General features: G+C 68.7%; 22 protein-coding genes. 10 read left to right on the forward strand and 12 right to left on the reverse strand.

Annotation, left to right across the window (positions count from 1 at the left end):
* Window positions 1-78 precede the first annotated feature (78 nt).
* Window positions 79-996 carry an LLM class F420-dependent oxidoreductase gene (locus ACWEVR_RS21350; RefSeq protein WP_452468391.1) on the forward strand — a complete coding sequence of 306 codons (918 nt, stop codon included), beginning with the start codon at window positions 79-81 and terminating at the stop codon, window positions 994-996.
* A 7-nt stretch (window positions 997-1,003) separates the two neighbouring features.
* On the opposite strand, the gene ACWEVR_RS21355 is transcribed toward ACWEVR_RS21350, so the two are convergent.
* Window positions 1,004-3,046, reverse strand: a complete 2,043-nt coding sequence (locus ACWEVR_RS21355; protein ID WP_452468392.1) for a CocE/NonD family hydrolase — start codon at window positions 3,044-3,046, stop codon at window positions 1,004-1,006.
* A gap of 243 nt (window positions 3,047-3,289) precedes the next feature.
* Here ACWEVR_RS21355 and ACWEVR_RS21360 point away from each other — a divergent pair, with 243 nt between their 5' ends.
* A complete protein-coding gene (locus tag ACWEVR_RS21360; protein ID WP_452468393.1) occupies window positions 3,290-4,087 on the forward strand; it encodes a VOC family protein in 798 nt (265 codons plus the stop codon).
* 49 nt (window positions 4,088-4,136) lie between these two features.
* Here the strand turns inward: ACWEVR_RS21360 and ACWEVR_RS21365 are convergent, their stop codons facing one another.
* Window positions 4,137-5,762: a PucR family transcriptional regulator gene (locus tag ACWEVR_RS21365; RefSeq protein ID WP_452468394.1), complete on the reverse strand. Its 1,626-nt coding sequence runs from the start codon at window positions 5,760-5,762 to the stop codon at window positions 4,137-4,139.
* Between the two features lie 131 nt (window positions 5,763-5,893).
* Between ACWEVR_RS21365 and pruA the strand changes: the two genes are divergently transcribed.
* From pruA to ACWEVR_RS21380, 3 genes are all read left to right on the forward strand, one after another.
* A complete protein-coding gene (pruA, locus tag ACWEVR_RS21370; protein WP_452468395.1) occupies window positions 5,894-7,537 on the forward strand; it encodes an L-glutamate gamma-semialdehyde dehydrogenase in 1,644 nt (547 codons plus the stop codon).
* Window positions 7,537-8,499, forward strand: coding sequence for a proline dehydrogenase family protein (locus ACWEVR_RS21375; protein ID WP_452468396.1), 963 nt, complete (start codon window positions 7,537-7,539; stop codon window positions 8,497-8,499). The genes pruA and ACWEVR_RS21375 overlap by 1 nt, the downstream gene beginning before the upstream one ends.
* A gap of 114 nt (window positions 8,500-8,613) precedes the next feature.
* The gene (locus ACWEVR_RS21380; protein WP_067488801.1) at window positions 8,614-10,041 is read left to right on the forward strand and encodes an amino acid permease; all 1,428 of its coding nucleotides are present in this window, start codon (window positions 8,614-8,616) and stop codon (window positions 10,039-10,041) included.
* A 25-nt stretch (window positions 10,042-10,066) separates the two neighbouring features.
* Here ACWEVR_RS21380 and ACWEVR_RS21385 read toward each other — a convergent pair whose 3' ends face one another.
* Window positions 10,067-12,133: an AMP-binding protein gene (locus ACWEVR_RS21385; RefSeq protein ID WP_452468397.1), complete on the reverse strand. Its 2,067-nt coding sequence runs from the start codon at window positions 12,131-12,133 to the stop codon at window positions 10,067-10,069.
* 282 nt (window positions 12,134-12,415) lie between these two features.
* Between ACWEVR_RS21385 and ACWEVR_RS21390 the strand changes: the two genes are divergently transcribed.
* Window positions 12,416-14,974: an ATP-dependent Clp protease ATP-binding subunit gene (locus ACWEVR_RS21390; RefSeq protein ID WP_452468398.1), complete on the forward strand. Its 2,559-nt coding sequence runs from the start codon at window positions 12,416-12,418 to the stop codon at window positions 14,972-14,974.
* Between the two features lie 56 nt (window positions 14,975-15,030).
* Here ACWEVR_RS21390 and ACWEVR_RS21395 read toward each other — a convergent pair whose 3' ends face one another.
* The 7 genes from ACWEVR_RS21395 to ACWEVR_RS21425 form a co-directional block, all read right to left on the reverse strand.
* On the reverse strand, window positions 15,031-15,423 hold the full coding sequence (locus ACWEVR_RS21395) for a hypothetical protein (RefSeq protein WP_452468399.1): 393 nt from the start codon (window positions 15,421-15,423) through the stop codon (window positions 15,031-15,033).
* A 119-nt stretch (window positions 15,424-15,542) separates the two neighbouring features.
* Window positions 15,543-16,268: a carbohydrate-binding protein gene (locus tag ACWEVR_RS21400; RefSeq protein ID WP_452468400.1), complete on the reverse strand. Its 726-nt coding sequence runs from the start codon at window positions 16,266-16,268 to the stop codon at window positions 15,543-15,545.
* A gap of 411 nt (window positions 16,269-16,679) precedes the next feature.
* On the reverse strand, window positions 16,680-17,852 hold the full coding sequence (locus ACWEVR_RS21405) for a cytochrome P450 (protein ID WP_452468528.1): 1,173 nt from the start codon (window positions 17,850-17,852) through the stop codon (window positions 16,680-16,682).
* A 35-nt stretch (window positions 17,853-17,887) separates the two neighbouring features.
* Window positions 17,888-18,490, reverse strand: coding sequence for a GTP-binding protein (locus ACWEVR_RS21410; protein WP_174550318.1), 603 nt, complete (start codon window positions 18,488-18,490; stop codon window positions 17,888-17,890).
* A complete protein-coding gene (locus ACWEVR_RS21415; protein ID WP_067488806.1) occupies window positions 18,465-18,815 on the reverse strand; it encodes a DUF742 domain-containing protein in 351 nt (116 codons plus the stop codon). The genes ACWEVR_RS21410 and ACWEVR_RS21415 overlap by 26 nt, the downstream gene beginning before the upstream one ends.
* Window positions 18,815-19,225 carry a roadblock/LC7 domain-containing protein gene (locus ACWEVR_RS21420; RefSeq protein ID WP_067488807.1) on the reverse strand — a complete coding sequence of 137 codons (411 nt, stop codon included), beginning with the start codon at window positions 19,223-19,225 and terminating at the stop codon, window positions 18,815-18,817. The genes ACWEVR_RS21415 and ACWEVR_RS21420 overlap by 1 nt, the downstream gene beginning before the upstream one ends.
* Window positions 19,203-20,591, reverse strand: coding sequence for a sensor histidine kinase (locus ACWEVR_RS21425; protein ID WP_452468401.1), 1,389 nt, complete (start codon window positions 20,589-20,591; stop codon window positions 19,203-19,205). The genes ACWEVR_RS21420 and ACWEVR_RS21425 overlap by 23 nt, the downstream gene beginning before the upstream one ends.
* Window positions 20,592-20,842: 251 nt before the next feature.
* On the opposite strand from ACWEVR_RS21425, the gene ACWEVR_RS21430 reads away from it, so the two are divergent.
* Entirely contained in the window at window positions 20,843-21,274 is a 432-nt protein-coding gene (locus ACWEVR_RS21430) for a type II toxin-antitoxin system Rv0910 family toxin (RefSeq protein WP_452468402.1), read from the forward strand.
* On the opposite strand, the gene ACWEVR_RS21435 is transcribed toward ACWEVR_RS21430, so the two are convergent.
* Complete coding sequence (locus ACWEVR_RS21435; RefSeq protein ID WP_452468403.1) at window positions 21,265-22,146, reverse strand: dihydrodipicolinate synthase family protein; 882 nt, start codon at window positions 22,144-22,146, stop codon at window positions 21,265-21,267. The two genes, ACWEVR_RS21430 and ACWEVR_RS21435, sit on opposite strands and share 10 nt — an antisense overlap.
* A 70-nt stretch (window positions 22,147-22,216) precedes the next feature.
* Between ACWEVR_RS21435 and ACWEVR_RS21440 the strand changes: the two genes are divergently transcribed.
* Window positions 22,217-23,119 carry a LysR family transcriptional regulator gene (locus ACWEVR_RS21440; protein WP_452468404.1) on the forward strand — a complete coding sequence of 301 codons (903 nt, stop codon included), beginning with the start codon at window positions 22,217-22,219 and terminating at the stop codon, window positions 23,117-23,119.
* Here ACWEVR_RS21440 and ACWEVR_RS21445 read toward each other — a convergent pair whose 3' ends face one another.
* Window positions 23,120-23,839, reverse strand: a complete 720-nt coding sequence (locus ACWEVR_RS21445; protein ID WP_452468405.1) for a GntR family transcriptional regulator — start codon at window positions 23,837-23,839, stop codon at window positions 23,120-23,122. It lies immediately after the preceding gene.
* Window positions 23,840-23,999: 160 nt separating this feature from the next.
* On the opposite strand from ACWEVR_RS21445, the gene ACWEVR_RS21450 reads away from it, so the two are divergent.
* Both ACWEVR_RS21450 and ACWEVR_RS21455 read left to right on the forward strand, forming a co-directional pair.
* Window positions 24,000-24,992, forward strand: coding sequence for a BMP family protein (locus ACWEVR_RS21450; protein ID WP_452468406.1), 993 nt, complete (start codon window positions 24,000-24,002; stop codon window positions 24,990-24,992).
* Between the two features lie 5 nt (window positions 24,993-24,997).
* A complete protein-coding gene (locus tag ACWEVR_RS21455) occupies window positions 24,998-26,575 on the forward strand; it encodes an ABC transporter ATP-binding protein (protein WP_452468407.1) in 1,578 nt (525 codons plus the stop codon).
* Window positions 26,576-26,592: the final 17 nt, after the last annotated feature.

Here is a 26,592-nt window from a genome sequence, read left to right on the forward strand (position 1 = left end):
CCCACCGTATCCTCCTCCGCCGAGCCGTAGCCCCTACAGCCTCACACACCCGCGCGCGTCTCGGGCACGATGGTGATCATGGACCTCCGCATCTTCACCGAACCGCAGCAGGGCGCCGACTACGACACGCTGCTCGCCGTGGCGCGCGCCGCCGAGGATCTCGACTTCGACGCCTTCTTCCGCTCCGACCACTATCTGGCCATGGGCGATGCCGACGGCCTGCCCGGTCCCACCGACGCCTGGATCACCCTGGCGGGTCTGGCCCGCGACACCTCCCGCATCCGCCTGGGCACCCTGGTCACCGCCGCGACGTTCCGGCTGCCCGGGCCGCTGGCCATCCAGGTGGCCCAGGTCGACCAGATGTCGGGTGGCCGGGTGGAACTCGGGCTCGGCAGCGGCTGGTTCGCCGCCGAGCACGCCGCCTACGGAATCCCGTTCCCCGACAACAGGTTCGGCCTGCTCGAAGAACAGCTCGCGATCGTCACGGGCCTGTGGTCGACCAAGCTCGGCGATACCTTCTCCTTCGACGGCGAGCACTACCAGCTCACCGACTCCCCCGCCCTGCCGAAACCGGTGCAGGATCCGGTGCCGGTGGTGATCGGCGGCAACGGCAAGGTCCGCACCCCCCGCCTGGCCGCCCGCTACGCCACCGAATTCAATATGCCCTTCGCCTCGGTGGACGACAGCTCGGCCCAGTTCGACCGGGTCCGCGCCGCCGTGCGCGCGGCCGGGCGCACCGACGAACTGGTGTATTCCAACGCGCTCGTGGCCTGCGTCGGGCGCACCGACGCCGAGGTGGCGCGCCGGGCCGCGGCGATCGGGCGTGAGGTCGACGAGCTGAAGACCAACGGGCTGGCCGGCTCGCCCGCCGAGGTGGTGGACAAGATCGCCCGCTACCGCGAGATCCGTGCGAGCCGGATCTACCTGCAGATCCTCGACCTGGCCGATCTCGACCACCTCGAACTCATTGCCGCCGAGGTGAAATCCCAGCTCTGAGCTCGACTCACGGGATCGGCTTGTCGGTGGGCAGGTTGACGAAGCTCGGTGCCGCCGGGTCGAGGCGCACCTGCTGCGGTTCCAGCCCGGAGGCGTCGAGCATCGGGCGGAACGGCAGCGCCTTGGGCGCGTTGCCCGCGTACACGTCGATCCGCACACGATGCCCCGGTGCGAGCACGGCCTGGGTCGGGATGACAGCGATGTCGATCTCGGTCGGCGCACCGGGGACCACGGGCAGCAACCGGTCGAGGGTGAGGGGGTTGAACGGTGCGGTGAGGTCCCCGTTCACCGACCGCGCGCTGCGCCGTTCGTCGATGGCCCGCATGGAGGCGGTGAGCTGACCGGTGGTGAGCACGGTGGAGGTGCCGTCGGGAGCGACATCGTTGACGGTGACATTCCAGAATCCGTCACTGCCGGTGTGCACCGTGTTGAGCCGCACATTGATCGGGCCCGAGATCACCGTCTCCTCGGCGACCGGTGCGCTGGTGAAGGTGAGCGCGTTGCGCTCGGCGATACGCGAGTCCTTGGCGCACGCGTCGAGCGCGGCGGTCATCCCGGCCGAACCCTGCGCCGCGTCCCGCGAGCAGATGGTGCTCAAACCTGGTGCCACCGTGAGGTTTTCGACCGCGCCGGGGCCTGTGGGACGCAGTGAGCCGTCGTGCAGGCTGTCCTCGGTGGACCCGCTCGCCTCCGCCGACAGATATACCCGCCGATGGGTGACACCCGGCTGCGGCCACTCGCGCAGCGTAACCCAGCCGCCGCCCTGCTGTTTCACCGTCACCGGGCCGAACGCCTCGACACCGCTGTCGATGTCCTTGAGCCACTTGTCGAACCAGGCGCGCTGCAACACGTCCAGCCGCGGCGGCGCCCCCGGAACACCGGTTCCCGCACCGGGATTGGCGTGATAGGTGTCGCCGACGACCAGCTGCTTGCGGCCCGGGGGCAGCGGGAGCTGTTCGTAGAGTTTGGTCGCGCTGTTGGCGAAGATGTCGTGCCAGCCGCCGTAGACGAACGTCGGCACGTTCACCTTCTCCGGGTGACCCATGATCGCCTCGCGAAACGCCGAGGTCTCGTCGAGCGCGCCGTCGAGGGCGGGCGGCATGTCCTCGAGCGAGGGGGTGAGCAGCGCCTGGGCGAGCAGGTCGAAATTTGTCGTCGGGTCGGCGATGCGATCGTTGAACCAGGTCCAGTCGAAGGTGCCCTGGATCATCGACGCCACGTCGGGCACGAGTTTGAGCTGGTTGACCGAATTGAGCCACAGCGGAAGGAATGTCGTGCCGACGCCACCGCCGGGGGCGACCACGTCACGCATCAGATCGCTGCCGGGTTCCACCGGGAAGATGGCCTGCAGCGCGGCGGGCGCGTCTTCGGCGGCCCGCAGCTGGTTGATGCCCGAGTACGAACCGCCGCTCATGCCGATGCGGCCGTTGGACCACGGCTGGGCGGCCGCCCACTCGATCACCTCGCGGGTGTCGAGCTGTTCGCGGGCGCCGAGGGTGTCCCATTTGCCCTGCGACTGACCGGTTCCGCGCACGTCGGCGACCACCACGGTGTAGCCGCTACCGATGAGTTTGCGGTCGACGCCGAGCATGGTCTGGATCATGCCGCCGTCCAGTGCCTGCATCAGATCGCCGAAACCGCTGATGGGTGTGCTCGACAGGTTCAGGCGGCGCACGATGTCGACGGCGGTCGACTGCAGGCCGGGGGTGGCGGCGGCCTGCTCGATCAGGCCGGTCATGAGTTTGGAGTAGGGCGTGAGGCTCACGATCGTGGGCAGCGGCTTCTGCTCGATCACCCCTGCCGCGTCGGCGGGGCGGTACACGTCGGCCTTGAGGACCACGCCGTCGCTCATGGTGATATGCACGCCGCGCTCGACGCGCACTTCCGGATAGGTGCCCGGCGCGTCGTGCTGGGCGGTCCAGCGCACGCCGGGCACGTCGCCGCCCGGCCTGCCCGACACCTGGCCTGCCCCGCAGGCGAGCACCGCTGTGATCGCGAGAATCGCCGTCAGCACACGGACGAGCCCACGTTCGGAACCTCTCAACGTCATCGAGTCGCTCCCGACCGGTTCGTTCATCGTTGACCTAGCCACCGCAGATCGGCGCCGAAACTGTAACAGTGGTAACGACTTGCGGCGGGCAGCGCCGGACCGCTCGGAGGGTCGCAGTGAACAGGTATCGTTCCAGTTCAGGGCGTTATCCTCGGCGACGGACGTGTCGGTGGGCAGTGGTTGACTTGGCGCGTGCCGACCGACCCGGCCGGTGTCATTCATCGACGAGGAGGACGTTCGACAATGCCGACACGTGACGAACCATGGCCCCAGGGCACGCCGTGCTGGGTCGACTGTCAGGTCGACGATCCGGCCGCCGCCCGCACGTTCTACAGCGCGCTCTTCGGTTGGGACATCGAGGACGCGGGCGCGGGTGGGTATCTCATGGCGATGCTCGACGGTAGACCCGCGGCGGGCATCGGACCCAAACCCGACGACATGCGGCAGATGCCGTCGGTGTGGACCACCTATTTCGCGGCCGAACGGGCCGACGAGATCGCCGAGCGCGTCACGAAGGCCGGTGGTCAGGTGTTCATGCCGCCGTTCGACGCTCTCGACGTGGGGCGGATGTTCGTCGCCGCCGACCCGACCGGCGGCGCCTTCGGCGTCTGGGAAGCCAAGCGCCACATCGGTGCCGGGGTGTTCAACCAGCACGGCGCCTACTGCTGGAACGAGCTGCACACCCCCGGCTACGACCAGGCACACGAGTTCTACACCAGCGTGTTCGGCTGGAACTACACCGAGATCGGTGACGGGGTGAACTTCACCTACTCCACCTTCTCGCTGCCCGGCGACAAGCACGAGGTCGGTGGAATCATGGACGCCTCGTCGCTCGGCAATCCGCCGTACTGGCTCACCTGGATCCAGGTCGACGACGCCGACGGCACCCTGAACAAGGCGACCGAACTGGGCGCGAAGGTGATCATGGGGCCCGACGACAGTCCGTTCGGGCGCATGGGAATCCTGCAGGCACCCCAGGGCGAGGTGCTCGGTGTGATCGACCCCGCCAAGGCCGTCGGGGAGGTTCCGACGGGAGCGTGACGACACGCTCGGCGTGGCGCGGGGCGGTTCGTCGCGCCGAGCCGGCATTTCAGGAGTGGTCGCGCGGTGGGCGGGCGGCGAGCTGGATTTCCAGGAGCAAGCGGTCGTCGGGGTCGGTGAGGTCGATGCCGAGGATGGATTCCACGCGGCGCAGGCGGTAGCGCAAGGTGTTCGGGTGCACGCGCAGGGCGGCGGCCGCCGCGCTCACTTCGCCGTGGGCGCGCAGATAGGTGCGGATCGAGTCGCGCAGGTCGGCACCGTGGTCGCGGTCGTAGGCGTCGAGAGCGGCCAGGCGCGGGTCGTGCAGGTGAGGGTGGTCGCGGATCAACTCGATGATCTCGGTGAGCAGCACCGCCGTTCTCGCCTCGGCCAGGGTGGTCACGCGACTGCCCTCGGCGGTGGCGGCGGGGCTGTCCAGCACGCGGTCGACCTCGGCGCGGGCTCCGGCGACGGCCGTCAGCCCGGCAACCGGCGCGGCCACCGCGGCGCGGGCCACCAGCTCACGTGTCTGCTCGAGCTGCGCGACCAGCTCACGCACCCACGACCCGACGCCGTGCTCGGAGTGATAGGAGGGCAGCAACACATACACCCGCTCACCGATCGCCTCGGTGACCGAGTCGCCACGAAAAGCACTGGCGTGCAACCGGATCAGGCCGCTCGACGCGGCGAGTTCGGCAGCCGGACCGAGCGCGGCGAATCCGATCACGGCGGCGGGACCCGCTTCGGGCAGACGTAGGGCGGCCGCCACCGACGGCACGTCCACTCCTTCGCCGTGCGCGCCGAACAGCCTGCGCACCAGCACAGCCTCGGTCGACGGTGCGTCGAGTGCCCGCGCGATGATGCGCGCCGCGACCGCCGAAGCACCGCGCAGCACCTGCGCGGCGTCGGGCCGCAGCGGTCGGTCGCCCTCCTGCAACCAGATCGTGCCGAGCATCCGGTCCTCGGCGCCGACCGTGGCACGCCGGATACCGACGACCAGGCGGCGGCGGATCCCGAGTTCTGGGTGGTCGGGGATGTCGACCACCTCGTCGGTGCGGCGCACCCGGTCGAACACGCCCCACTCGCGCAGGATCCGCAGGTAGTCGGACGGGCCCTCACGGCCGAGGATCGAACGGATGCGCAATTGGTCGGCGGCGGCGTCGGAGGCCGAATAGGCGAGCACGTGGGAGTGCGGGTCCTCGATGCTCACCATGCCGCCGGTTTCGGTCGCCACCACTTGGGCCAGTCCGAACAGGTCCGTATCGGGGGCGAGCAGGTCGGGTTCGCCGGCCTCGGTCCGGCCACCGGGCGCGCGGGTGAGCATGCGGCGGACCAGCCCGAACACCTGGTCCCACCGGGCATGCCGGTGCACCTGCACCAGCGCGATCCCCGCCGCATGGGCGGCCGCACGCACTGTGGGCGAGTCGTCGGCGCGCTTGGTCATCAACAGTCGCGGCCACTGCGCGAGCGGGCGGGCGACGACACCGCGCAGCCACCGTACGGTCTGTTCGGAATCGACGCCGACCAGCAGATACACCTGTGCCAACGCACCGTCGGCCTCGAGGTGTTCGGCCAGGTCGGCGGGCTCGGCGAGGGCGACCGAGCGTAGGACCACCTGCTCCCCCGCCGGTGCGTCGACCAGCGTGGCCACGGTGTGGTCGAGCGCGCCGAGCAGCTCGGCCAGGGTCGTCTCCATCCGCACGCTCCATTGTCCGATCGGACCAAAGAGAGGGCATAAGTTCGTCCGATCAGCTGATTATGACCGATGACGATCGGTGTTGACTACGTCACATCCCGCTACCGCCGTACGACGCAGGAGAGGCACTCATGGACGCCATCGCGACCACCCCGCCGCCGGTGAACGAGCCTGTCGGAACCTTCGCGCCGGGCACGCGCGAACGCACCCGGTTGCAGACCGCACTCAGCGAACTGGCCGCCGCCTCGACCGAGATCTGCCACGTGATCGGCGGTCGACACCTACGCGGCGGCGGACCGGTGTTCGAGGTCGTCCAACCGCACCGCCACAGCGCCGTACTCGGCACCCTGCACGACGCGACCGCCGGCGAGGCCGCCGCTGCCGTCGAAGCCGCCACCGAGGCCGCACCCGCATGGCGGGCGATGTCGTTCGACGACCGCGCCTCGGTGTTCCTGCGCGCGGCCGATCTGCTCGCCGGTCCCTGGCGCGAGAAGATCTGTGCGGCAACGATGCTCGGTCAGTCCAAGTCGCCGTATCAGGCCGAGATCGACGCACCGTGCGAACTGGTCGACTTCTGGCGGTTCAATGTGTCGTTCGCGCGCAAGATCATCGCCGAACAGCCGCTGTCCTCGCGCGGCGTGTGGAACCGCATGCAGTACCGCTCGCTCGAGGGCTTCGTCTACGCGGTGACCCCGTTCAACTTCACCGCCATCGCGGGCAATCTGCCGACCGCGCCCGCACTGATGGGCAACACCGTGGTGTGGAAGCCGGCGCGTTCGCAAGCGGTGGCCGCGTACCTGACGATGTGCCTGCTCGAGGAGGCGGGTCTGCCGCCCGGTGTCATCAATCTCGTGCACGGCGCCGGACCCGAGGTCTCGGAGGTGGTGCTGCCCGATCGACGCCTGGCCGGTGTGCATTTCACCGGGTCCACCGCCACCTTCCAGCATCTGTGGCGGGAAGTGGCGACGAACCTGGACCGCTATCGCACCTATCCCCGGCTGGTCGGCGAGACCGGCGGCAAGGATTTCGTGCTCGCCCATCCGTCGGCGGATCCGGCGGTGCTCACCACCGCGCTGCTGCGTGGCGCGTTCGACTACCAGGGCCAGAAGTGCTCGGCCGCCTCGCGGGCGTATGTGCCGCGCTCGGTGTGGTCGGCGATGTCGGAGGATCTGATCGAGAAGACGGCGTCGCTGCGCTACGGCGATGTCACCGATTTCACGAATTTCGGTGGGGCGCTGATCGATCGGCGCGCCTTCGACCGCAATACCGCAGCGCTCGAGCGGGCCAAGGCCACCCAGGGGATCACCGTGGTCGCGGGCGGGCACAGCGACGACAGCGTCGGCTGGTTCGTGGAACCGACGGTGGTGGTCGGTGACGACCCGGGCGACGAGATCTTCCGCACCGAGTACTTCGGTCCGATCCTCGCGGTGCATGTCTACGACGACTCGACACCCTCGGGTTTCGAGGAGGCCATGAATCTGGTCGACGCGGGCGCCTACGGCCTCACCGGCTCGATCATCGCCCAGGACCGCGCCGCCATCGCCGCCGCCACCGAGCGGCTCACCTTCTCGGCGGGCAACTTCTACATCAACGACAAGCCCTCGGGTGCGGTCGTCGGCCAGCAACCCTTCGGCGGCGGACGGGCCTCGGGCACCAACGACAAGGCGGGCTCGGCCCAGAACCTGCTGCGCTGGACCTCCGCGCGCACGATCAAGGAGACCTTCACCCCACCCACCGAGCACGGTTACCCCCACCAGGAATCGGAGGCCAACTGATGTCGGCACTTCTGCGCTCGGCACTGCTCGCAGCGGCGCGCTCGGCACCACTGGAACGCGCGGTCACCCGGCTGCCGGTGAGCCGTGATGTGGTGTCACGGTTCGTCGCGGGAACCACCACCGACCAGGTGGTGTCTACCGCCGAAACCTTGCTCCGCTCAGGGCGTTTCATCAGTATCGACTACCTCGGTGAGGACACCACCGACCTGACGCAGGCCCAAGCGACGGTCGAGCAGTACCGCGTTCTCATCGCCGCGCTGGGGCGCTTGCCCCAGGCCGAGACCACGTCGGGAGCCGTTCGGCCGCTGGAGGTCTCGGTCAAATTGTCGGCGCTCGGACAGGCCCTGCCGCGCGACGGACACGCGATCGCCCGCGAGCACGCCCACCAGATCTGCACCGCCGCCGAGGCGGCCGGACTGTGGGTGACCGTCGATGCCGAAGACCACACGACCACCGATTCGACCCTCGCGATCGTCCGCGAGCTGCGCGAGGACTTCCCGTGGCTCGGCACTGTTCTGCAGGCCTACCTGCGCCGCACCGAGGAGGACTGCCGTGCGCTGGCGGGGCCGCAATCGCGGATCAGGCTGTGCAAGGGTGCCTACGACGAACCGGAATCGGTGGCCTTCCGCGACCGTGCCGAGGTCGATGCCTCCTATCTGCGCTGCCTTGGCGTGCTCGCCGCCGGGCAGGGTTATCCGATGATCGCCTCCCACGACCCCGCGATCATCGCCGCCGCCGGTGCGGCCGTCGCGGCGGCCCGGCGCAAGTGCGAGGAGTACGAGTACCAGATGCTGTACGGCATCCGCGACGACGAACAGCAGCGACTCACCGCCGAGGGCAACCACGTTCGCGTGTACATCCCCTACGGCGACCAGTGGTACGGCTATTTCATGCGCAGGCTGGCCGAACGACCCGCCAATCTCGCCTTCTTCCTGCGGGCACTGGCAGGCGGACGCGGGTAACGAGCCGCTCTCCATTCGGGCACTACCACTGAACAATATTCATTCTCGGGGTCGGGAACGGCGACGCGGCGGTGTACTGATCACGCGGCCAGGCCGCCGACGGAAGGAACAGCGATGTCTTTCGCAGAGTTGCGCGCCCAGATGCTGCGCCGTAAACCACTCGTCGAGGTAGAAGACGAGATTCCCGGCGACGAACGCCTCGCCAAATCACTCGGGCTGTGGCAGCTCACCGCCATCGGTGTCGGCGGCATCATCGGCGCCGGTATCTTCACCCTCGCCGGATCGGTCGCCCACTCGGTGACCGGGCCCGCGGTGCTGATCTCGTTCCTGATCGCCGGTGTCGCCAGCGCGGCCGCCGCGCTGTGCTATGCCGAATTCGCGGGCATGGTGCCCAAAGCGGGCTCGGCCTACACCTACGGGTATGTCTCGCTCGGTGAGCTCGCCGGCTGGTTCATCGGCTGGGACCTGCTGCTCGAGTACATCGCGGTCGCCGCCGTCGTCGCCATCGGGGTGTCGGGGTATTTCGGGTTCCTGCTCGATCAGGTCGGCCTGACGCTACCCGAGTGGATGCTCGGCGCACCCGATACCGGTGACGGCCGGGTGATCGACCTGTTCGCGGTGCTGTTCTGCCTCGGCACCGCCTGGGTGCTCTCGCGCGGGATCGGCAGCGTCGGCCGGTTCGAGACCGTCGCCGTCGGCATCAAGGTGGCGCTGGTCGTGCTCATCGTGGTGCTCGGCGTGTTCCACATCGACAGCGCCAACTACGACCCGTACTTCCCCTACGGCGCGGGCGCGGTGTGGACGGGCGCGGCGACGGTGTTCTTCGCGGTGTTCGGTTACGACGCCATGAGCACCGCCGCCGAGGAATCCATCGACGGGCGCAAACACCTGCCCAAGGCGATCATCTACTCCCTCGCCATCGCGATGGTGCTCTACGTGCTGTGCACGCTGGTACTCACCGGCATGCAGAAGTACACCGAGATCAGCCCGACCAGCGGGTTCTCCACCGCCTTCGAATCGGTCGGGATGCCGGGGGTCGCCAATATCATCGCCGTCGGCGCGATCGTCGGCATCATCACCGTCGTGCTCACCTTCATGCTCGGTGTCACCCGCGTGTGGTTCGCGATGAGCCGAGACGGGCTGCTGCCCATCTGGTTCGCCAAGACCCACCCCACCCGCAAGGTGCCGACCAGGGTCACCTGGATCGTCGGCATCGGCGCGGCGATCCTGGCCGGTGTGCTGCCGATCAACACCGTCGCCGAGCTCACCAATATCGGCATCCTGATGGCGTTCATCGTGGTCTGTGTGGCCGTGATCGTGTTGCGGCGCACCAGGCCCGACGCGCCGCGCTCGTTCCGGCTGCCGTTGATGCCGGTGATCCCGCTGATCGGGATCGGCTTCTCGGCGTACCTGATCTGGTCGCTGCCGTGGGAGACCTGGGTGCGTTTCGCGGGCTGGTTGCTCGTCGGCCTCGTGGTGTATTTCGCCTACTCGCGCAAACATTCGCTGCTGAACCGGCCCGCACCGGAGAAGATCACCTAGCCCCACCGGGGCGGGCGCCGCGCGATCACTCGCTCAGCGCCTGCTCCGGCCGGACGAGCATCCACTTGAGGATCTTGCCGGTCTCCCCACGCGGCAGCGCGTTGATGAAGGTGACATCGCGCGGCACCGAGAACCGGCTCAGGCGGTGACGGATATAGGTGCGGATCATGTCCGGATCCAGGCCCGCCCCTTCCCGTTTCACCACGAACGCGGCCAGGCGCTGCCCGAACTCGCGATCGGGGACACCGACCACGGCCACCTCGGTGATCTGCGGCAGGTGGGCCAGCGCCTCCTCCACCGGTCGCGGGAAGACGTTCTCGCCGCCGGAGATGATCATCTCGTCGTCGCGGCCCGCCACGAACAGCCTGCCCGAGGCGTCGAGATAGCCCAGGTCGCCGGTGTCGAGCATGCCGTCGGCCTCCTCCGGCGGTGCGGCGTTGACGTATCCGTCGAAGAGCATGTGGTTGGCGACGAAGATGTGCCCGACCGCGCCGACCGGCACCGGGCGCAGATCGGGACCGAGCACCCCCACGCGGGTGCCCAGCGGCGGGCGGCCCGCCGTGGTCGGCGAGACCCGCAGGTCGGCAGGGGTGGCGACACTGGCCCAGGACACCTCGGTGGAGCCGTACACGTTGTAGAGCACGTCGCCGTAGGTGTCGAGGAACCGCAGCACGGTGGCACCGGCCAGCGGCGCACCGCAGCTGATCACATGCCGCAGACTCGACAGGTCGAAACTCGCGCGGACGTCGTCGGGGACGTCGAGGAGGCGTTCGACCATGGTCGGCACCACGATCAGGGTGGTGATGCGGTGTTCGCCGATCGAGCGAAGGCACTCGACCGCGTCGAAGCCGTCGGTGAGTACGACGGTGGCGCGCAGTGCGGTGCTGAGCTGCAGCCCGGCCAACCCCCAGGTGTGGAACAGCGGCGCGGGCACCAGCACCACTTCCTCCACGCGCAGCGGAATCCGCGACAGCAGGGCGGCGATGGTGCCGAAGCCCTTGGCGTGCGGGCGGCGGGCGCCCTTGGGTGAGCCGCTGGTTCCCGAGGTGAGCACGATCAGCCTGCCGGGATGAGCGGGCACGGGGAAGTCCTCGACCCCCGCGGCGATCAGGCCGTCGATGGTCGCGCGCTGCGGATCGGGCGGGTTGGCGTCGGTGGTGAAACGCGGTATCTCGCTGTGCAGGTAGCGGATCAGCGTCTCGAGTTCCCCGTCGACGAACACCGCGCTGAGGCGATGACGCTGCACGATCTCCTCGATGCGCCGCCCGGAAAGTCCCGCGTTGAGCAGCGCGACGTCGACGCCGAGTTTGCCCGCGGCGACCATGGTCTCGACCATGCCCGCGTGGTTGCGGGCCAGCAACCCGATCGCGTCACCGGCGCGCATGCCGAGTTCGTACATGGCACCGGCCAGGGCATCGGATCGCGTGTCGATCTCGCGGTAGGTCCGGGTGCCGAACCGATCGAGCACCGCGGCCCGGTCCGGGGAGTGCGCGGCACCGGCGGCGTAACCGCCCGCCAGGTTGAAGCCCCACTTCGACAGGGAGCGAAGCTGTTTGAGGATCGACACCGGTTCCGGACGCATCAGACCGGTGGCCGCGATGGAACGCGCCACCCCGGCGTTGCGGCGCAGCGGCGAGCGTTCGGCGTTGACGACCACCGACGACCTGGTCCCCGCGATCACGTCCGCGGTGCGGCGCAGACCCGCCTTCACCCAGTCGGTGACCACCGAGTTGCTGCGCTGCTCGAGCATCGGATGCACCCGGGCGGCGGCGAACAGCGTGATGTCGAGGCGGGTGCGCTGCTGGTCGCCACGCAGCCGCACCGAGGCGAAGCTGCCGAGCGCGGGGCTGCGCAGTTCGAAGCTCTCGTACCAGCGGCCGATGCCGAGGACGAACTCATGGGTGTGGATGCCCGTGTCCACCGAGCCGACCCGGACCTGCCACACCACCGCTCCGTCGGGGTGATCGATCCGCTCGCAGGCGCCGATCCCGGTGAACATGCGTGGATAACTCTGCGGATCGAGCAGGACATCCCAGAGGGCTTGCCTGGCGATGGTGAAATCCGCGCTGACATCGATGACGTCGGTGACCAAACTCCGTGCTCTTCCCAACAACCGGGCACGACGGTCGATCCCGCCGTGCGGGTCGTCACGCTACCGTCGAGCGCCGTCCCAGAACCAAGAATCAGACAAATCCGGTGGTATCGGGCGGTTTCCACCGGATTTTGGTCGGTCCGCCATCGGCTCGACGACGCGGATGTGAAACTGCCCAATGGCTTGCACAGCACCGGAGGATGCCGAAGTATTGCTGGAAGCACGGTCCCGATCTACAGGAGTCGCCGCTGGCTGCGGCACGACGAGCGAAGAGGTGCGGACATGACAGCGAGCTGGCCCGGTTCGAGCGATCCCTTCGACGACATCTTCCAGCGCTTTTTCGGTTCCGGGATGTCGGCGAAACCGCCGGTGCAACGCATCGACCTGAGCCGTCTGATGACCGACGACGCGAAGTTGCTGGTCGGTGCGGCGCGGCAGGCCGCCCAGCAATGGGGCAACCCGGAGATCACGCCCGAACACCTGCTCTACGCCGCCGCCGAGACCGAACCCGCGCGCGACATGATCGATGAGCTGAGCCTCGATGCCGACCAGGTCGCCGAGCAGATGCAGGACTACCTCGACACCGGCGCGGCCGGCGGGTACGACCTGGCCGACATCACCCTCAGCCCGGCGACCAAGCTGGCCATGCGCGCCGCCCAGCGCCAGGCCGCGCAGTCCGGCAGCACCTACATCGGGCCCGAACACATCCTGCTCGGCATCGCCTCGCTGCCCGACAGCATCGCGGCCCAGACGCTGGTCGCGGGTCTGGCGGCCAGCCAGAGCGGTGGCGGCCCGACACCGGGCACGGCAGCCGCGCAGGCCAAGCGCCAGCAGCGCAAGACCGACACCCCGACGCTGGACGAATACGGTCGCGATCTCACCGCCGAGGCCCGTGAGGGCCTGATCGACCCGGTGGTCGGGCGGGCGGAGGAGATCGAGGAATCCATCGAGATCCTGTCCCGGCGACGCAAGAACAACCCGGTCCTGATCGGTGATCCCGGTGTCGGCAAGACCGCGATCGTGGAGGGTCTGGCCCAGCGCATCGTCAACGGCGACGTGCCGACCTCGCTCGCGGACCGCCGGGTGATCGCCCTCGACGTCGGCTCCCTGGTGGCGGGCAGTAAGTATCGCGGTGAGTTCGAGGAACGGCTCACCAAGATCCTCGACGAGGTTCGCGCCCACAAGGACGAACTCGTGGTGTTCATCGACGAGCTGCACACCATCGTCGGCGCCGGTGGTGGCGGCGAGGGTTCGATGGACGCGGGCAACCTGCTCAAGCCCGCTCTCGCGCGCGGTGACCTGCACGTCGTCGGTGCGACGACGATCGACGAATACCGCAAGTACATCGAGAAGGACGCCGCGCTCGAGCGCCGCTTCCAGCCGGTGATGGTCGCCGAGCCCTCGGTGGCCGACACGATCGAGATCTTGCGCGGGCTCGCCGACGTGTACGAGGAACACCACCAGGTGCGCTACTCCGACGAGTCGCTGGTCGCGGCGGCGCAGCTGTCGGATCGCTACATCACCGACCGGTTCATGCCAGACAAGGCGATCGACCTGGTCGATCAGGCCGGCGCGCGGGTGCGGTTGCGTTCGGGCACCGCCGACCCGGAGGTCAAGGCCAAGGAAGACGAGATCGCGCGGCTGTACCGGGAAAAGGACGCGGCGGTCGACAACGAGGACTACGAGAAGGCCAAGGCGCTCAAGGCCGAGATCGCCGCCGCCGAGGAGGAACTGGAGGAATCCGGTGCCGCCTCCGCGGAACCGGAGGTGCAGGTGGTCGACATCGCCGAGGTCATCTCGCGACGCACCGGCATTCCGGTGGCCGACCTGACCGCCGAGGAGAAGCAGCGCCTGCTCGAGCTGGAGAACGTGCTGCACAAGCGGGTGATCGGGCAGAACGAGGCGATCGTCGCGGTCGCCGAGGCGGTGCGCCGGGCGCGCGCCGGGCTCAAGGACCCGAACCGGCCCATCGGGTCGTTCCTGTTCCTCGGCCCGACCGGTGTCGGCAAGACCGAGCTGGCCAAGGCTCTGGCCGAGGCGGTGTTCGGCGACGAGGACCGGCTGATCCGCTTCGACATGAGCGAGTTCCAGGAGAAGCACACGGTCTCGCGGCTCGTCGGCGCCCCGCCCGGATACGTCGGGTACGACGATGCCGCCCAGCTCACCGACAAGGTGCGCCGTCAGCCGTACTCGGTGATCCTGTTCGACGAGGTCGAGAAGGCGCACCCCGATGTGTTCAACGTGCTGCTGCAGCTGCTCGACGACGGGCACGTCACCGATTCCAAGGGCCGCACGGTGGATTTCAAGAACACCATCGTCATCATGACCTCCAACATCGGCTCGCAGCTGATTCTCGACGCGCCAGCCGATGATCTGGATTCGATCGTCCCCCAGCTCGAGGAGAAGTTGCGGTCGCACTTCCGGCCGGAATTCCTCAACCGGATCGACGAGCAGATCGTGTTCCACCGGCTCGACAAGTCGCAGCTCGAGGAGATCGTCGGGCTCATCCTCGACCGCACGCGGCGCATGCTCGCGGCCCAGGACGTCGAACTCGACATCAGTCAGCCGGCGGTGGACTGGTTGGGCGAGAAGGGATTCCAGCCCGAGTTCGGCGCCAGGCCGTTGCGTCGTACGGTGCAGCGCGAACTCGACAACCGGGTGTCGCGGCTGCTGCTCGACGGCGGGCTGGAGCCCGGCGGCACGGTGCACGTCGACACCTCGGGCGACGATCTGGTGGTCACCGCGACCATGCCCGACGACCCGTCCGCGGGCAACGGCGCGGCACCGAAGAAGGGCTCCAAGAAGAAGGGCTCCGACAAGAAGCTGGTCGACTCGAAGTGAGTCGAACGACGGTGGCCCGGTCCGCGGACGGACCGGGCCACCGTCGTCTCAGCGGGTCAGCCGCCGGTGACCACGCAGGACTCACCGAAGCGGTACCCACGGCCGACGCTCACGTCGACGGCGCGACCGATGCCGTCCTGGACGGCGGCCAGGGTGTGCGCTCCGGTGCTCGACGGCACCCACGGCATGGTGGCGATGCCGTCGGTGGGGTTCACGACCGCGAGCAGCGTGCCGTTGTCGTAGAACGCGACAGGAACGATGCCGACACTGAGCCGAGCCTCGAGGTAGTGCGTGCACCCGGTGCCGTAGTTCGTCGAACTTCCCACGCTCAGGCTGGGATTCACCGTCAGTTGTGACACCCCGGCCGAGGCCGTCGGCGCACCGAACATCACTGTCGCGACCGCCGTTCCGACGGCCGCGACGGCCACACCGCAAATCCTGTCACTCATATCTCACGTCCTTGTGCTGCGAGGCCGGCCGAACGCGAGGCCGGCGAGGTTTTCCCAATCCTGGCCCCATCCGCACACCGATGGTGGGAGAAACACCCGAATCGCTCGCATTCGTCCAGCTACCCCCGCGACCAGAGGGCCGGGGTGTTCGGCGGGGTCCAGTTGGGGTCGTGGACGGTATGGGCCTGGCGGCAGGTGTAGGTGACGCCCTGGTAGGTGACCCTGTCGCCGACGGCGTAGGTGGCGCCCTGACGCCACGTCGATGCCGCCGGTGCTGTCGTCGTCGGGTGTTCGTGTCCCCCACCGGGCTGCGAGGTCGTCGGCGGCGCGGTGCTGGTGGCCGGTGGATTCGTGGTGGTCACCGGCGGTTTCGTGGTGGTCGGCGGCGCGGGTGGGGTGGTGGTCGGCGCCGGCGGCTTCGTGGTCGTTGCCGGTGGGGTGCCGCCGCCGATCTCGAGGTCGACACAGCTGTAGAAGGCGGCCGCGGTGTCCCCGATGTTCCAGACCGCGCGCAATTTCTGTCGGCCGGTGTACTGCGACAGGTCGATGGTGTGGGTGACCTCCATCGGGGGCTGCTCGTTCCGCCCGTCGATCACGGCGATCCGGGTATTCCCGATAAAGTACTCCCAGTCGGCGGTGCGATGATTGGCGGTGTTCTTCCAGGTGAATGTGACACTGCCGGAAACCCGCTGCGGAACCCAGCCGAGGCTGTCGTCGTGGAGTTCCGGATATTTGTTCGCGCTGCAATTGGTGAGCCCTTTCGGCCCCTCGACACGCTGCGGCTCGTATTTCACCGAACCGCAGGAGACGAGCGCGCCGGCGACCACGACAATTCGACTTCTCACTATCAATACTCCCTTGAAACACACACGGAAATGGACGGCAGAGGCCGGCGTGCCATCCGTGGACCATTTCGAGCGACGATAAAGAACAGTTCGATTCGAACTGACTGGGACAGTAGGCGCAAGAAGATCACGGGTCAACAGTCGCAGCGGCGAAGAATTCGCTTACCCGCCGGTATTTCCACACAAAGGACCATTCTGCGAATTCAGCGAATTCCGTGAGGAGAACCAACCGGTACGAACCCACGGCAATATCTCAGCTAATCGCACAGTTGAGAGAACTGGCGTTGTTTGCCGGACATTGTCGGCAGTTTGCTCAGGCGCAGACGACAACCGTCCACCACCCGGCAGTTCCGGTGGTGGGCGGTATGAGCGAATCTCGAGCGACTCCCCGAAATTCCGGGGACAACCCGATCAGGGCATCGGCAGGGGCGGTGTATTCGGGAAGACGACCGGCAGCGCGGCCAGGGACCGATGGAATGGGCCGGGGCGCCAGACCAGCTCTTCGGGGGGTACGGCGAGCCGGATCTCCGGCAGGGCGTCGAGCAGCTGATCGATGGCGTCCTGCACGATCAGGTACGCGACCGATTTCGCGGGGCAACCGTGCGGGCCGGTGCTCCACGACAGGTGGGCGCGATTGTGGATCACGTCCAGGCCCGCGATCGCCGGATCGTTGTTGCAGGCCGCCATGCTGATGACGACTGGTTCGTGCGCGGGCAGCCAGGTGTCCTCGATGAGGGTCGGCTGCCGGGGGTAGGTCATGCAGAAGTTGGCCAGCGGCGGGTCGGTGAACAACACCTCGTCGAGGGCGTCGCGCGTCGACATACTGCCGCCGAGCACATCGCCGGCGAAGCGGTCGTCGGTGAGCATCAGGCGCAGCGTGTTGACCACCAGATTGAGCATGGGCTCGATGCCCGCGCCGTAGAGCACCAGCAGCTGGTGCACCAGTTCCTCGTCGGTGAGCGCCGCCGGATGTTGCAGCAGCCGGGTCGCCACGTCGTCGCCCGGCTCGCGTTTGCGCAGCCCGACCAGGTCGGCCAGGGCGTTGGCAACCAGGTTGTTGCCCGCCTCGGCGTCGGTGCCGCCCTCGAAGATCTGCGACATCCCGGTGGCCACCTGCTGACCGATCTCGGGCGTGCAGCCGAGCATCGAGTTCAGCGCCTGGAACACCAGGGGAAACGCGTACTGGCTCAACAGGTCCGCCGAGCCGCCGGCACAGAAGCTGTTGATGAGCGGGATGGCGAACTGCTCGACCGTGCTGTGCATCGCGTACAGGTCGACCCCGGCCAGACCGGCCACATTGGCCTGCCGGTAGCGGGCGTGCTCGGCACCGGTGGTGCGCAGGGCCGCAGGACGGAACTGCAGCATCGGCAGTACCGGGCAGTCCTTGGGGATGTTGCGTTCCCACATGCGCGGGTCGGCCGGGAAGTGGTCGGGATCGTTGAGGATCCGTACCGCGGTGTGATAGCCGATCACCAGGGTGGCCCGGATTCCCGGTGAGAGTTCCACGGGGACAAGGGATCCGAACCGTTCCCGCATCTGCCGGTAGGCAGCTTGCGGGTCGGCCGCGAACTCGGGCGAATACATCGGTACCCGGACATCGGCCGCGAGGTCTTGCAAGGTCACCGAACTGCCGCTTCCTGCCTCTGAAATAGGTACTCGGCCAACGTGATCAGCGCACGCAGACCGTGATCGCGGCGTCGCGCGTCGACCGCGATCACCGGGGTGTCGGGGGTGAGGTCGAGCGCCTCACGCACCTCGTCGAGGGGGTAGCGGCGGAAACCCTCGAACTCGTTGACCGCCACCGCGTAGGGGACGCCGCGTTGTTCGAGGGCCGAGAGCACGTCGTCGGCCTTCTCGATGCGCCGGGTGTCGACCAGGACGAGGGCGCCGAGCGCACCGCGCGCCAGCTCCTCCCACAGCGGCGCGAACCGCTCCTGACCCGGCGTGCCGAAGAGGTAGAGCGCCAGTTGCGGATTGAGGGTGAGCCTGCCGAAGTCGAGGGCGACGGTGGTCTGCACCTTGCTGCCGAGCCCGGCCAGATCGTCGACACCGATACTCGCCTCGGTGATCGTCTCCTCGGTGCGCAGCGGCCGGATCTCGGATACGCCACACACGAACGTCGTCTTGCCGACGCCGAAATTGCCCGCGACCAGGATCTTCACCGATCTGGTCACCGTTTCGGCGACGTAGTCGACCTCAGCCTGCGAGGACACGGAGACCATGGAGCACCTCCTTGATCAACGCCAGCTCCGGCTTCACCTCGGCCGGGGTGGGGCAGTGTAGGTGTCCGCTGTCGAGCAGGTCGGACACGATGATCTTCACCACCGAGGCAGGCAGGTCGAGATACGCCGACAGTTCGGCGATCGACAGCGCGCCACGGCGGCTGGTGAGCGCGAGTACCCGGCGCTCGTCGGGTCGGTGATCGGCGCGCGGGTCGGCGACGGCGCGGACGAGGGTCACCAGATCGAGTTCGTGCGCGGCCCTTGTCCGGCCGCCGGTGCGCACATAGGACCTGACCAGGTCGGGGTCACGCCTGCCTCGGCTCATTACCTGACACCGTGCCGTGGCGCCGCACCGATCTCGTGGCCGACCCGCGCGGCCAGTTCGTTCATCCGGTGCGCCACCAGCGCCACGTCGACATCGGCGGTGGTCGCGACACCGAGCAGCGCGCCGACACCGGCGGCGGTGATCATGATCATGCCCTCGTCGTATTCGGTCATGTTCTGGCGCACCGTGTTCGCCGGTGACCCGCAGAACTCGCCTAGGGCCTTGCCGAGCGAACGTAGACCGGATGCGGCCGCCGCGAACCGTTCGGCGTCGTCCTTGGCGACGCCGTGGGAGTGCGCGATGCGAAGGCCGTCGTCGGATAGCAGCACGGCGAAGCGGACGCCGGGGATCTCTAGATCCTCGAGCAGCCATGCCAAACGGTTGGTGCTATCGGCTACCGGTGTGCTCATCGGCTGTTCCTTCCGTGGATCGCTCGGCCGCAGCGGCACGACCGCTGCGGGAACCGCTGTGCCAGGCAGCGGCGAGGTCGGGGCGAGCCTGCCCCACTTCCGTGGTCACCCCCGCCGAATCCGGGGCGACCGGGCGGCGGCGCCGTTTGGGCAGCCCACCGCTGGTGATTTCGTGCACGGCCGCGCGTGGGCCGTCGGTCTCGACAGGGTCGGGCACGGGCACCGGAATGTGCGCGGGCGCGGCCAGTTCGGGTTCGGGGATTCTCGGCGCCTCTCCGCTCACCAGCAGCGCCGACGGCACATAGACCATCGCGCGCATGCCACCGTAGATATTGGGACCGTCGACATGCACGGAGAAGCCGTAACGGCGTGCGAGTGCGGCGATACCGGGGAAACCGACCTTGGGCGCAGGCCCGAGGTCGTGGATGTCGACCGAGCGCTCACCGCTGAGCACCAGACGCGCGTCCTCGAGCTGCTCGGGGCTCATCCGCATGCCCGCGTCGTCGACGATGATCGTGACGCCGTGATGGCCTTCCTGGAAGCCGACCTCGACGAACGAGGACGGCGGCGAGTACCGCAGCGCGTTGTCGAGCAGGGTGGCAAGGGTGTGCACGAGCGGCTCGACGGCGCGGCTGATGACGATGCGTTCCGATTGGGCCGAATGGACCCGCAGGAACTCACGCACGCGCCCGGTGGCGCCGCCCGCGACGTCGGTGAGCGACTGCTGTGGCCAGCGCCTGCCGGGCAGGCCACCGGAGACGATCACGTAGGACTGCGCCTGCCGGATCATCTGCTGCACGGTGTGGTCGATGCGGGTGAGCGTCTCGTAGACGGCGTCGTCGCGGTGCTCGCGCAGCGCGGTACTCACCACCTGGCCGAGGTCGGTGCCGAGGCTCACCACCGAGGTGCCGAACGAGCGCACCGCCGCACTGGTCGCCGCGCGGGACGACGCCTGCAGTTCGGCGCGGGTCTCTTCGCGGGCGGCCTGGATCTCGGCGACGCGGCGTTGCTCGCCGTAGCGCTCGACCATCGCCCGTGTCTCCTCGGCGACGACGCGCAGGTCGTCGGCGTGGCCGGTCGCGATCGCCTGCAGCGACTCGCCGAGGGGCGCGTCGCGCAGTTCGGCGGGCAGTTCCACCGCGACCGACGGAATGTCGTGTCGCCGTACGGCGTCGGTGATGGCGGGCAGGGTGACCTGGGCGAGGTGATGTACCGCCGCCTCACACAGTTCACGCTCCCGCCTGGCGGTGTCGGCGCGCGCGCGTTGTTTGCGCTCGTTGTGCATGGCGAGCACAGCCACAGCGATGGCCGCGAGGACCACCAGGGCTCCGATGATGAGCGACAGCACCGCGATTCCGGAGTTCATCTGATCTTTCGTCGTCGTTCCACCCGGGCAGCCGCCCTCGAGGGAACCATCCCGGATACCCGATAGACAGTCCCCGCTTCCAGCGACCCGCACACAGTAGCAGCACTGTGACCGATTCGAGATGGAACCTGCTGTCAGGCATGGGAATTGCCGCTGATATTACCCAATTTCCGCAGGCACGGGGTTGTCGAAACACACGATGGTCCGGATGCGGTGGTCGCGGAACCGGGAGTACCGGATACTATCCCGCCGTGGCCAAACTGAAGCTCACCATCGACGTCCCCCTCGCCCCGGACAAGGCGTGGGACCACGCCTCCGACCTGGAGCACCTCGGCGACTGGCTGGCGATCCACGAGGCCTGGCGCGGCACCGTCCCCGAAGAACTCACCGAGGGCACCGTGCTGGTCGGTGTGGCGCGGGTGAAGGGGTTCCGCAACAAGGTCACCTGGACGGTGCGCACCGCCCAGCCGCCGCACAAGCTGAAGTTGACCGGCGCGGGCATCGGCGGCACCAAGTTCGGCATCGATCTCGCCGTGCAGCCCAAGGGCGACGGTTCGGCGGTCGACCTGATCGTCGAACTCGGCGGCGCGCCGCTGTTCGGCCCGATCGGCTCGACCGTGGCCAAGGCACTGCGCGGCGACTTCGAACGGTCGCTGGCGAAGTTCGTCGAACTCTACGGCTGAGTTCCGGCCGCCGACAGCGCCGCCGCGACCGATTCGGCCGAGGCGGGCAGCAACGGCAGACGCACCGCCGCGCTGGGGATTTCGCCCCGCGCGGCGAGCACACCCTTGATGACCGTGGGGTTCGGTTCGGCGAACAGGGCGGCACCGAGGGCGTCGAGACGGTTACCCACCGCGCGCCCACGCGCGAGATCGCCTGTCCCCCAGGCTCGCACGAGTTCGGCGTACCCGGCGGGCGCGACGTTGGCCGCGGCGAGGATCGCGCCGTCGGCGCCGAGTGCCAGCAGCGGCGAGGCGAAACGGTCGTCGCCCGCCAGCACGGTGGTCCGATCCCCCACGGTCGCCATCAGTTCCACGGTGGCATCGGTGATGCCACCGACAGAGTGCTTGAAGCCGGCGATGTTCGCGATGGTGGTGAGCCGGATCAGGGTTGCGGCGCCGAGCGTGCGCGCGGTCCGGTACGGCACGTCGTAGACGAGGATCGGCGCCGGGCTCGCGGCCGCGAGTGTGGTGAAGTGCGCGAGCACACCCTCCTCGCTGGGGCGGACGTAGTAGGGCACCACCGACAGCACCGCGGCGGCCGACGGCGGCACGGCAGCCACCGCGGCGGCGGCCTCGGCGGTGGCGTTGCCGCCCGCGCACACGATCAGCGGCGCGTCCCGTTCTGCGCACACCGTGGCGCAGATGTCGAGCACCTCGGCGCGTTCGGCGGGCGTCAACGCAGTCGGTTCGGCGGTCGTGCCGAGTGCGACGAGCCCGGTGGCGCCCGCGTCGAGGACCGTGTGGGCGTGCGCGCGGAGTGCGTCGGGGGCGAGGGCGCCGTCCGCGGTGAAGGGTGTGATCAGGGGGACGAACAGGCCGTGCAGCGATGTCATGACTCCATCGTCGAACCCCGCGACCGTAAGGTCCAGTTCATGTTCATGAGGTAGAACGTAAGCTGAACTGATGCTCGATGTTCGCAAACTCCGCCTGCTGCGCGAACTCGCTCACCGCGGGACCATCGCGGCGGTCGCCGAAGCGCTCAGCTACACGCCGTCGGCGGTGTCCCAGCAGCTCAGCGCGCTCGAAAAGGACGCGGGCGTCGCACTGCTCGAGCGATCGGGACGCCGGGTGACGCTCACCCCCGCCGCCCACCTGCTGGTCGGCCACACCGAGACCGTGCTCGCCGCCCTCGAACGCGCGGACGCCGAATTGGCCGGTGCGCGGACCGCATTGGTCGGCACATTGCGCATCGGCGCGTTCCCCACCGCCGCGCGTACCCTGCTCTCCCCCGCCCTTGTCACCCTCAGCACCGAGCACCCACGCCTGGAACTCACCGTCACCGAGATCGATCCGGCCGACGTACCCGACGCCCTGCGGGCAGGCACCCTCGATATCGCGCTCACCCACGACTACGACCTGGTGCCCGCCGACACCGACCGGGCTTTGCACACCGAGCCACTGCATACCGAGACGGTCTTTCTCGCCACCTGCGATCCGGCGCCCGCCGACGATCCGTTGCGCGCCCACCGCGACTCACCCTGGATCGCGGGCACCCCCGGCACGCTGTGCCACACGATGACCATTCGCGCCTGTCAGGCAGCGGGTTTCACACCGCGCGTGCGTCATCACGCCGACGACTTCGACACGGTGCTCGCCCTGGTGGCCGCCGGCGCGGGCGCCGCGATCATCCCAGGTCTGGCGTTGTACGCACCGCCGGAACGGCTCGCGCTCACCGCGTTGCCGATTCGCCGCCGCACCCGTCTCGCCTACCGCAACGGCACCGGCGAGCATCCGGCCGTGCGCGCGGCACGCAGTGCCCTCCACCATGCGGCCGCCGCAGGCCGGGCTCCGGCGGGCGGCGGCTGATCACGCCGATCTGTCGCGGTTCGTGGTGCGCTGACGCGTGCGAGTGGCACTGACCGGGTCGATGGCGGGCGTCGCCCACTGCTCGGCAAGAGCCAGGCTGGGTTCGCGACCGGAGGCGACATGGCGGTAGGCGATGTCGGCCGCGGCCTGCGGGTCGCCTGCCGCGATCGCGGCGTAGAGCGCCTCGTGTTCCTCGCATTGGGTGCCGGGGTCGCGTTCCTTGGTGAGGTGGAACAGCCAGCGCACGCGAGACTCCAAGGGCCGCAACAGCGATTGCAGCAGCGGGTTGCCGGAGATCTCCACGATGAGCGCGTGGAATCCGGCGTTGGCGGCCGCGATGGCGGCCTGCTCGCCGCGTTCGGTGGCCCGTCGGGCGGCGGTGAGCTGGGCGCGCAGCGCGGTGAGGTCGGCGGGTTCGGCGCGTTCGGCGGCCAGCCGGGCGGCCAGCACCTCGAGGCTCTCGCGCACGTCGAACAGGTCGCGCACATCGGCGACCGTGAACGGGGCGACGATCGCGCCCTGCCGGGGCACGATCACCACCAGCCCTTCGCGTTCGAGCAGGTGCAGCGCTTCGCGCAGCGGTATCCGGGAGATGTCGAGTTCGGTGGCGAGATCGCGTTCCACCAACCGCTGCCCCGGACTCAACCGCAGATCGATGATCCGAGCCCGCAGTTCCTCGTACGCCTGATCTCGCAGCGACTTCTTGACCGGTCCCGCCACCACACCATCCTTCCGCCCCGCTTCCGACTCCACGGTAGCCCCGCGCGCACCGTGCGACCGATTCTTACTTTTCGGTAATCCGGCCGTCATTCGCGGACCGCACGCTGACACTTAACGGTATACCGCTAAGTGGGCGGTTCGTTCGATCAAGGAGTACCCCGTGCACAACTCCACCCGGCGCGCGATCGCCTTCGGCTCGGCCGCCCTCGCCGCCGCTGCCCTGTTGTCGGCCTGCGGTTCCGCCGACACCGCCGCGGCGGGCGGCAAGCTGAAGGTCGGCGTGTTCTTCCCCGGTTCGCTCTCCGACACCGGCTTCATGCAGTCGGGGTATCTCGGCTACCAGCGCGTCGCCGAAACCCTCGGCGACAAGGTCGAATTGAGCAAGGTCGAACAGGTGGCGGCGGCCGACTATCAGCAGGCGCTCGTCCGTTTCGCCTCGACCAACGATCTGGTCATCGCGCTCGGCGGCCAGACCGATGCCGATGTGCGCAAGGTGGCCCCGCAGTTCCCGAGTGTGAAGTTCGTGGAGATCGGTGGGCCCGCCGATGCGAAGCCGATGGCCAACCTGGCCTACTACGACCCGCAGCAGGCCGAGGCCGAGTTCCTCAGTGGCGCGGTGGCCGCGGCCGGATCCAAGACCGGCGCGGTGGCCTTCGTCGGGGGCGTCGAACTGCCCGCGATCGTCAATGCCGCCAACGCTTTCGGTAACGGCGCGCGGTTCGCGAAGCCGGACGCCAGGGTACTGACTCCGCAGTACGTCGGCGATTTCAACGACCCGGCCAAGGCCAAACAGGCCGCGCTGGCCGACTACGGAGCGGGCGCGGGCACGCTCGGTCAGATCGTGAACCTGGGCAAGGCGGGCCTCGAGCAGGCAGCCGCCCAGTCCGGCGCCACCTTGGTCGGCGGCCCGATCCCCGGTGACTGCACCAACCCTGTGTATCTGGGCTATGTGCACACCGATATCGGCGCCGAGGTCGAATACGCGGTGAAGGCGGCGCTCGACAACACGTGGAAGGCCGAGAACGTGCGCTTCGGGCTCACCTCGCCCAACGACGGCACCGATTTCGTGTTGTGTGACAAGGACGCCGCGGTCGCCGACGCGCTCGCCAAGGCGAAGACGGCCCTGTCCACCGGCGCGGTGAAGCCGTACTGATGGCGATGGGCACTCCCGCATTGACCCTGCACGGGGTCGGAAAGAGCTTCGGTGCGGTCCGGGCATTGCACGACGTGGACGTCACCGTCGAATCCGGCACCGTCCACAGTGTTCTCGGCGAGAACGGCGCGGGCAAGTCGACGCTGTGCAATCTCGTGTTCGGTGGCTATCCACCCGATGACGGACGAATCGAACTGGGCGGCAAGGCTTTCCGGCCCGAATCGCCCGCCGCCGCGATGAGGGCGGGCGTTGCCATGGTGCACCAGCACTTCAGCCTGGTGACCACCATGACCGTCGCGGAGAATCTGCTGCTCACCCAGCACGGGTTGCGGTTGCGCCGCAGGGATCTGACCAGCCGTCTCGACGAGATCGCCCACCGCTATCGGCTGCGCATCGATCTCGACCAGCAGGTCGCGACGATGCCGGTGGGCGCCCGGCAGAAGGTCGAGATCGTCAAGGCCCTGCTGCGCGATCCGGCGCTGATCCTGCTCGACGAACCGACGGGAGTGCTCGATCCGGCCGAGATCGACGCGTTGATCGACACCTGCCGTGCCATCGCCGCCGACGGCAAAGCGGTGGTGCTGGTGACGCACAAACTCGGCGAGGTGGCCAGGGTCGCCGATGCCGCGACGGTGCTGCGCCGCGGCACGGTCGCCGGCGGCGGTCCGCTGCCCGAGACCACGATCTCCGAGTTACTCACCGCGATGGTCGGCCGCGAGGCCACCGATCTCGACCCGACCGTAGCGGCGACGATCGGCTTGGATCCGGGCGAGCACAGGACCACCGGTCGACGCCGCGGCGAAACCGTCATTGCGCACGAATCGAGCTCGCCCGCAGCGGTTCTCACCGTCGACGGGGTGACCGTCCACCGAGCCGACGGCAGTATCGCGCTCGACGAGGCGAGCCTGGCCGTGCGGCCGGGCGAGATCGTCGGGATCGCGGGCGTCGAGGGCAACGGGCAGAGCGAGCTCGTCGCGGTGCTGGCCGGTGGCACCCCGGTGCGGGCGGGCACAGTCGCGCTCGCCGGAGCCGACATCACCACCGCGAACCCCGCCACACGAACATCGCTCGGTCTCGGTGTCGTCCCCGAGGATCGCCACCGCGACGGCATGGTCGCCGACATGACGCTGGCCGAGAATCTCTTCCTCGGCGGCCTCGGCCGGTTCCGCCGCTTCGGCCTCCTCGACAAACAGGCCATGGGTCGCGCCGCACAGGCCGAACTCGACCGCTTCGATGTACGCGCGGCCGGTCCGTGGGTGCCGATGGGATCGCTGTCGGGCGGCAATCAGCAGAAGGTCGTGCTGGCGCGCGAGCTGTCGGCGGCGAACCTGCGCTGCCTGGTCGCTGCCCAGCCGACGCGCGGATTGGACATCGGCGCGGTCGATTTCGTGCTGACTCAGCTTCGGGACGCGGCCGCGCGTGGCTGCGGCGTGCTGGTGGTATCGAGCGAGGTACCCGAACTGCTCGCCCTGTGCGACCGAATCTTCGTCGCCTATCGCGGGGAGTTGGCCGGGCCCGTCGAAACCACCGATCCCGGTGCCGCACAACAGATCAGCGAATTGATGATGGGAGTCGCGGCATGAGCGCACCGGGTCGGGCC

The organism is Nocardia sp. NPDC003979, from assembly GCF_053605015.1.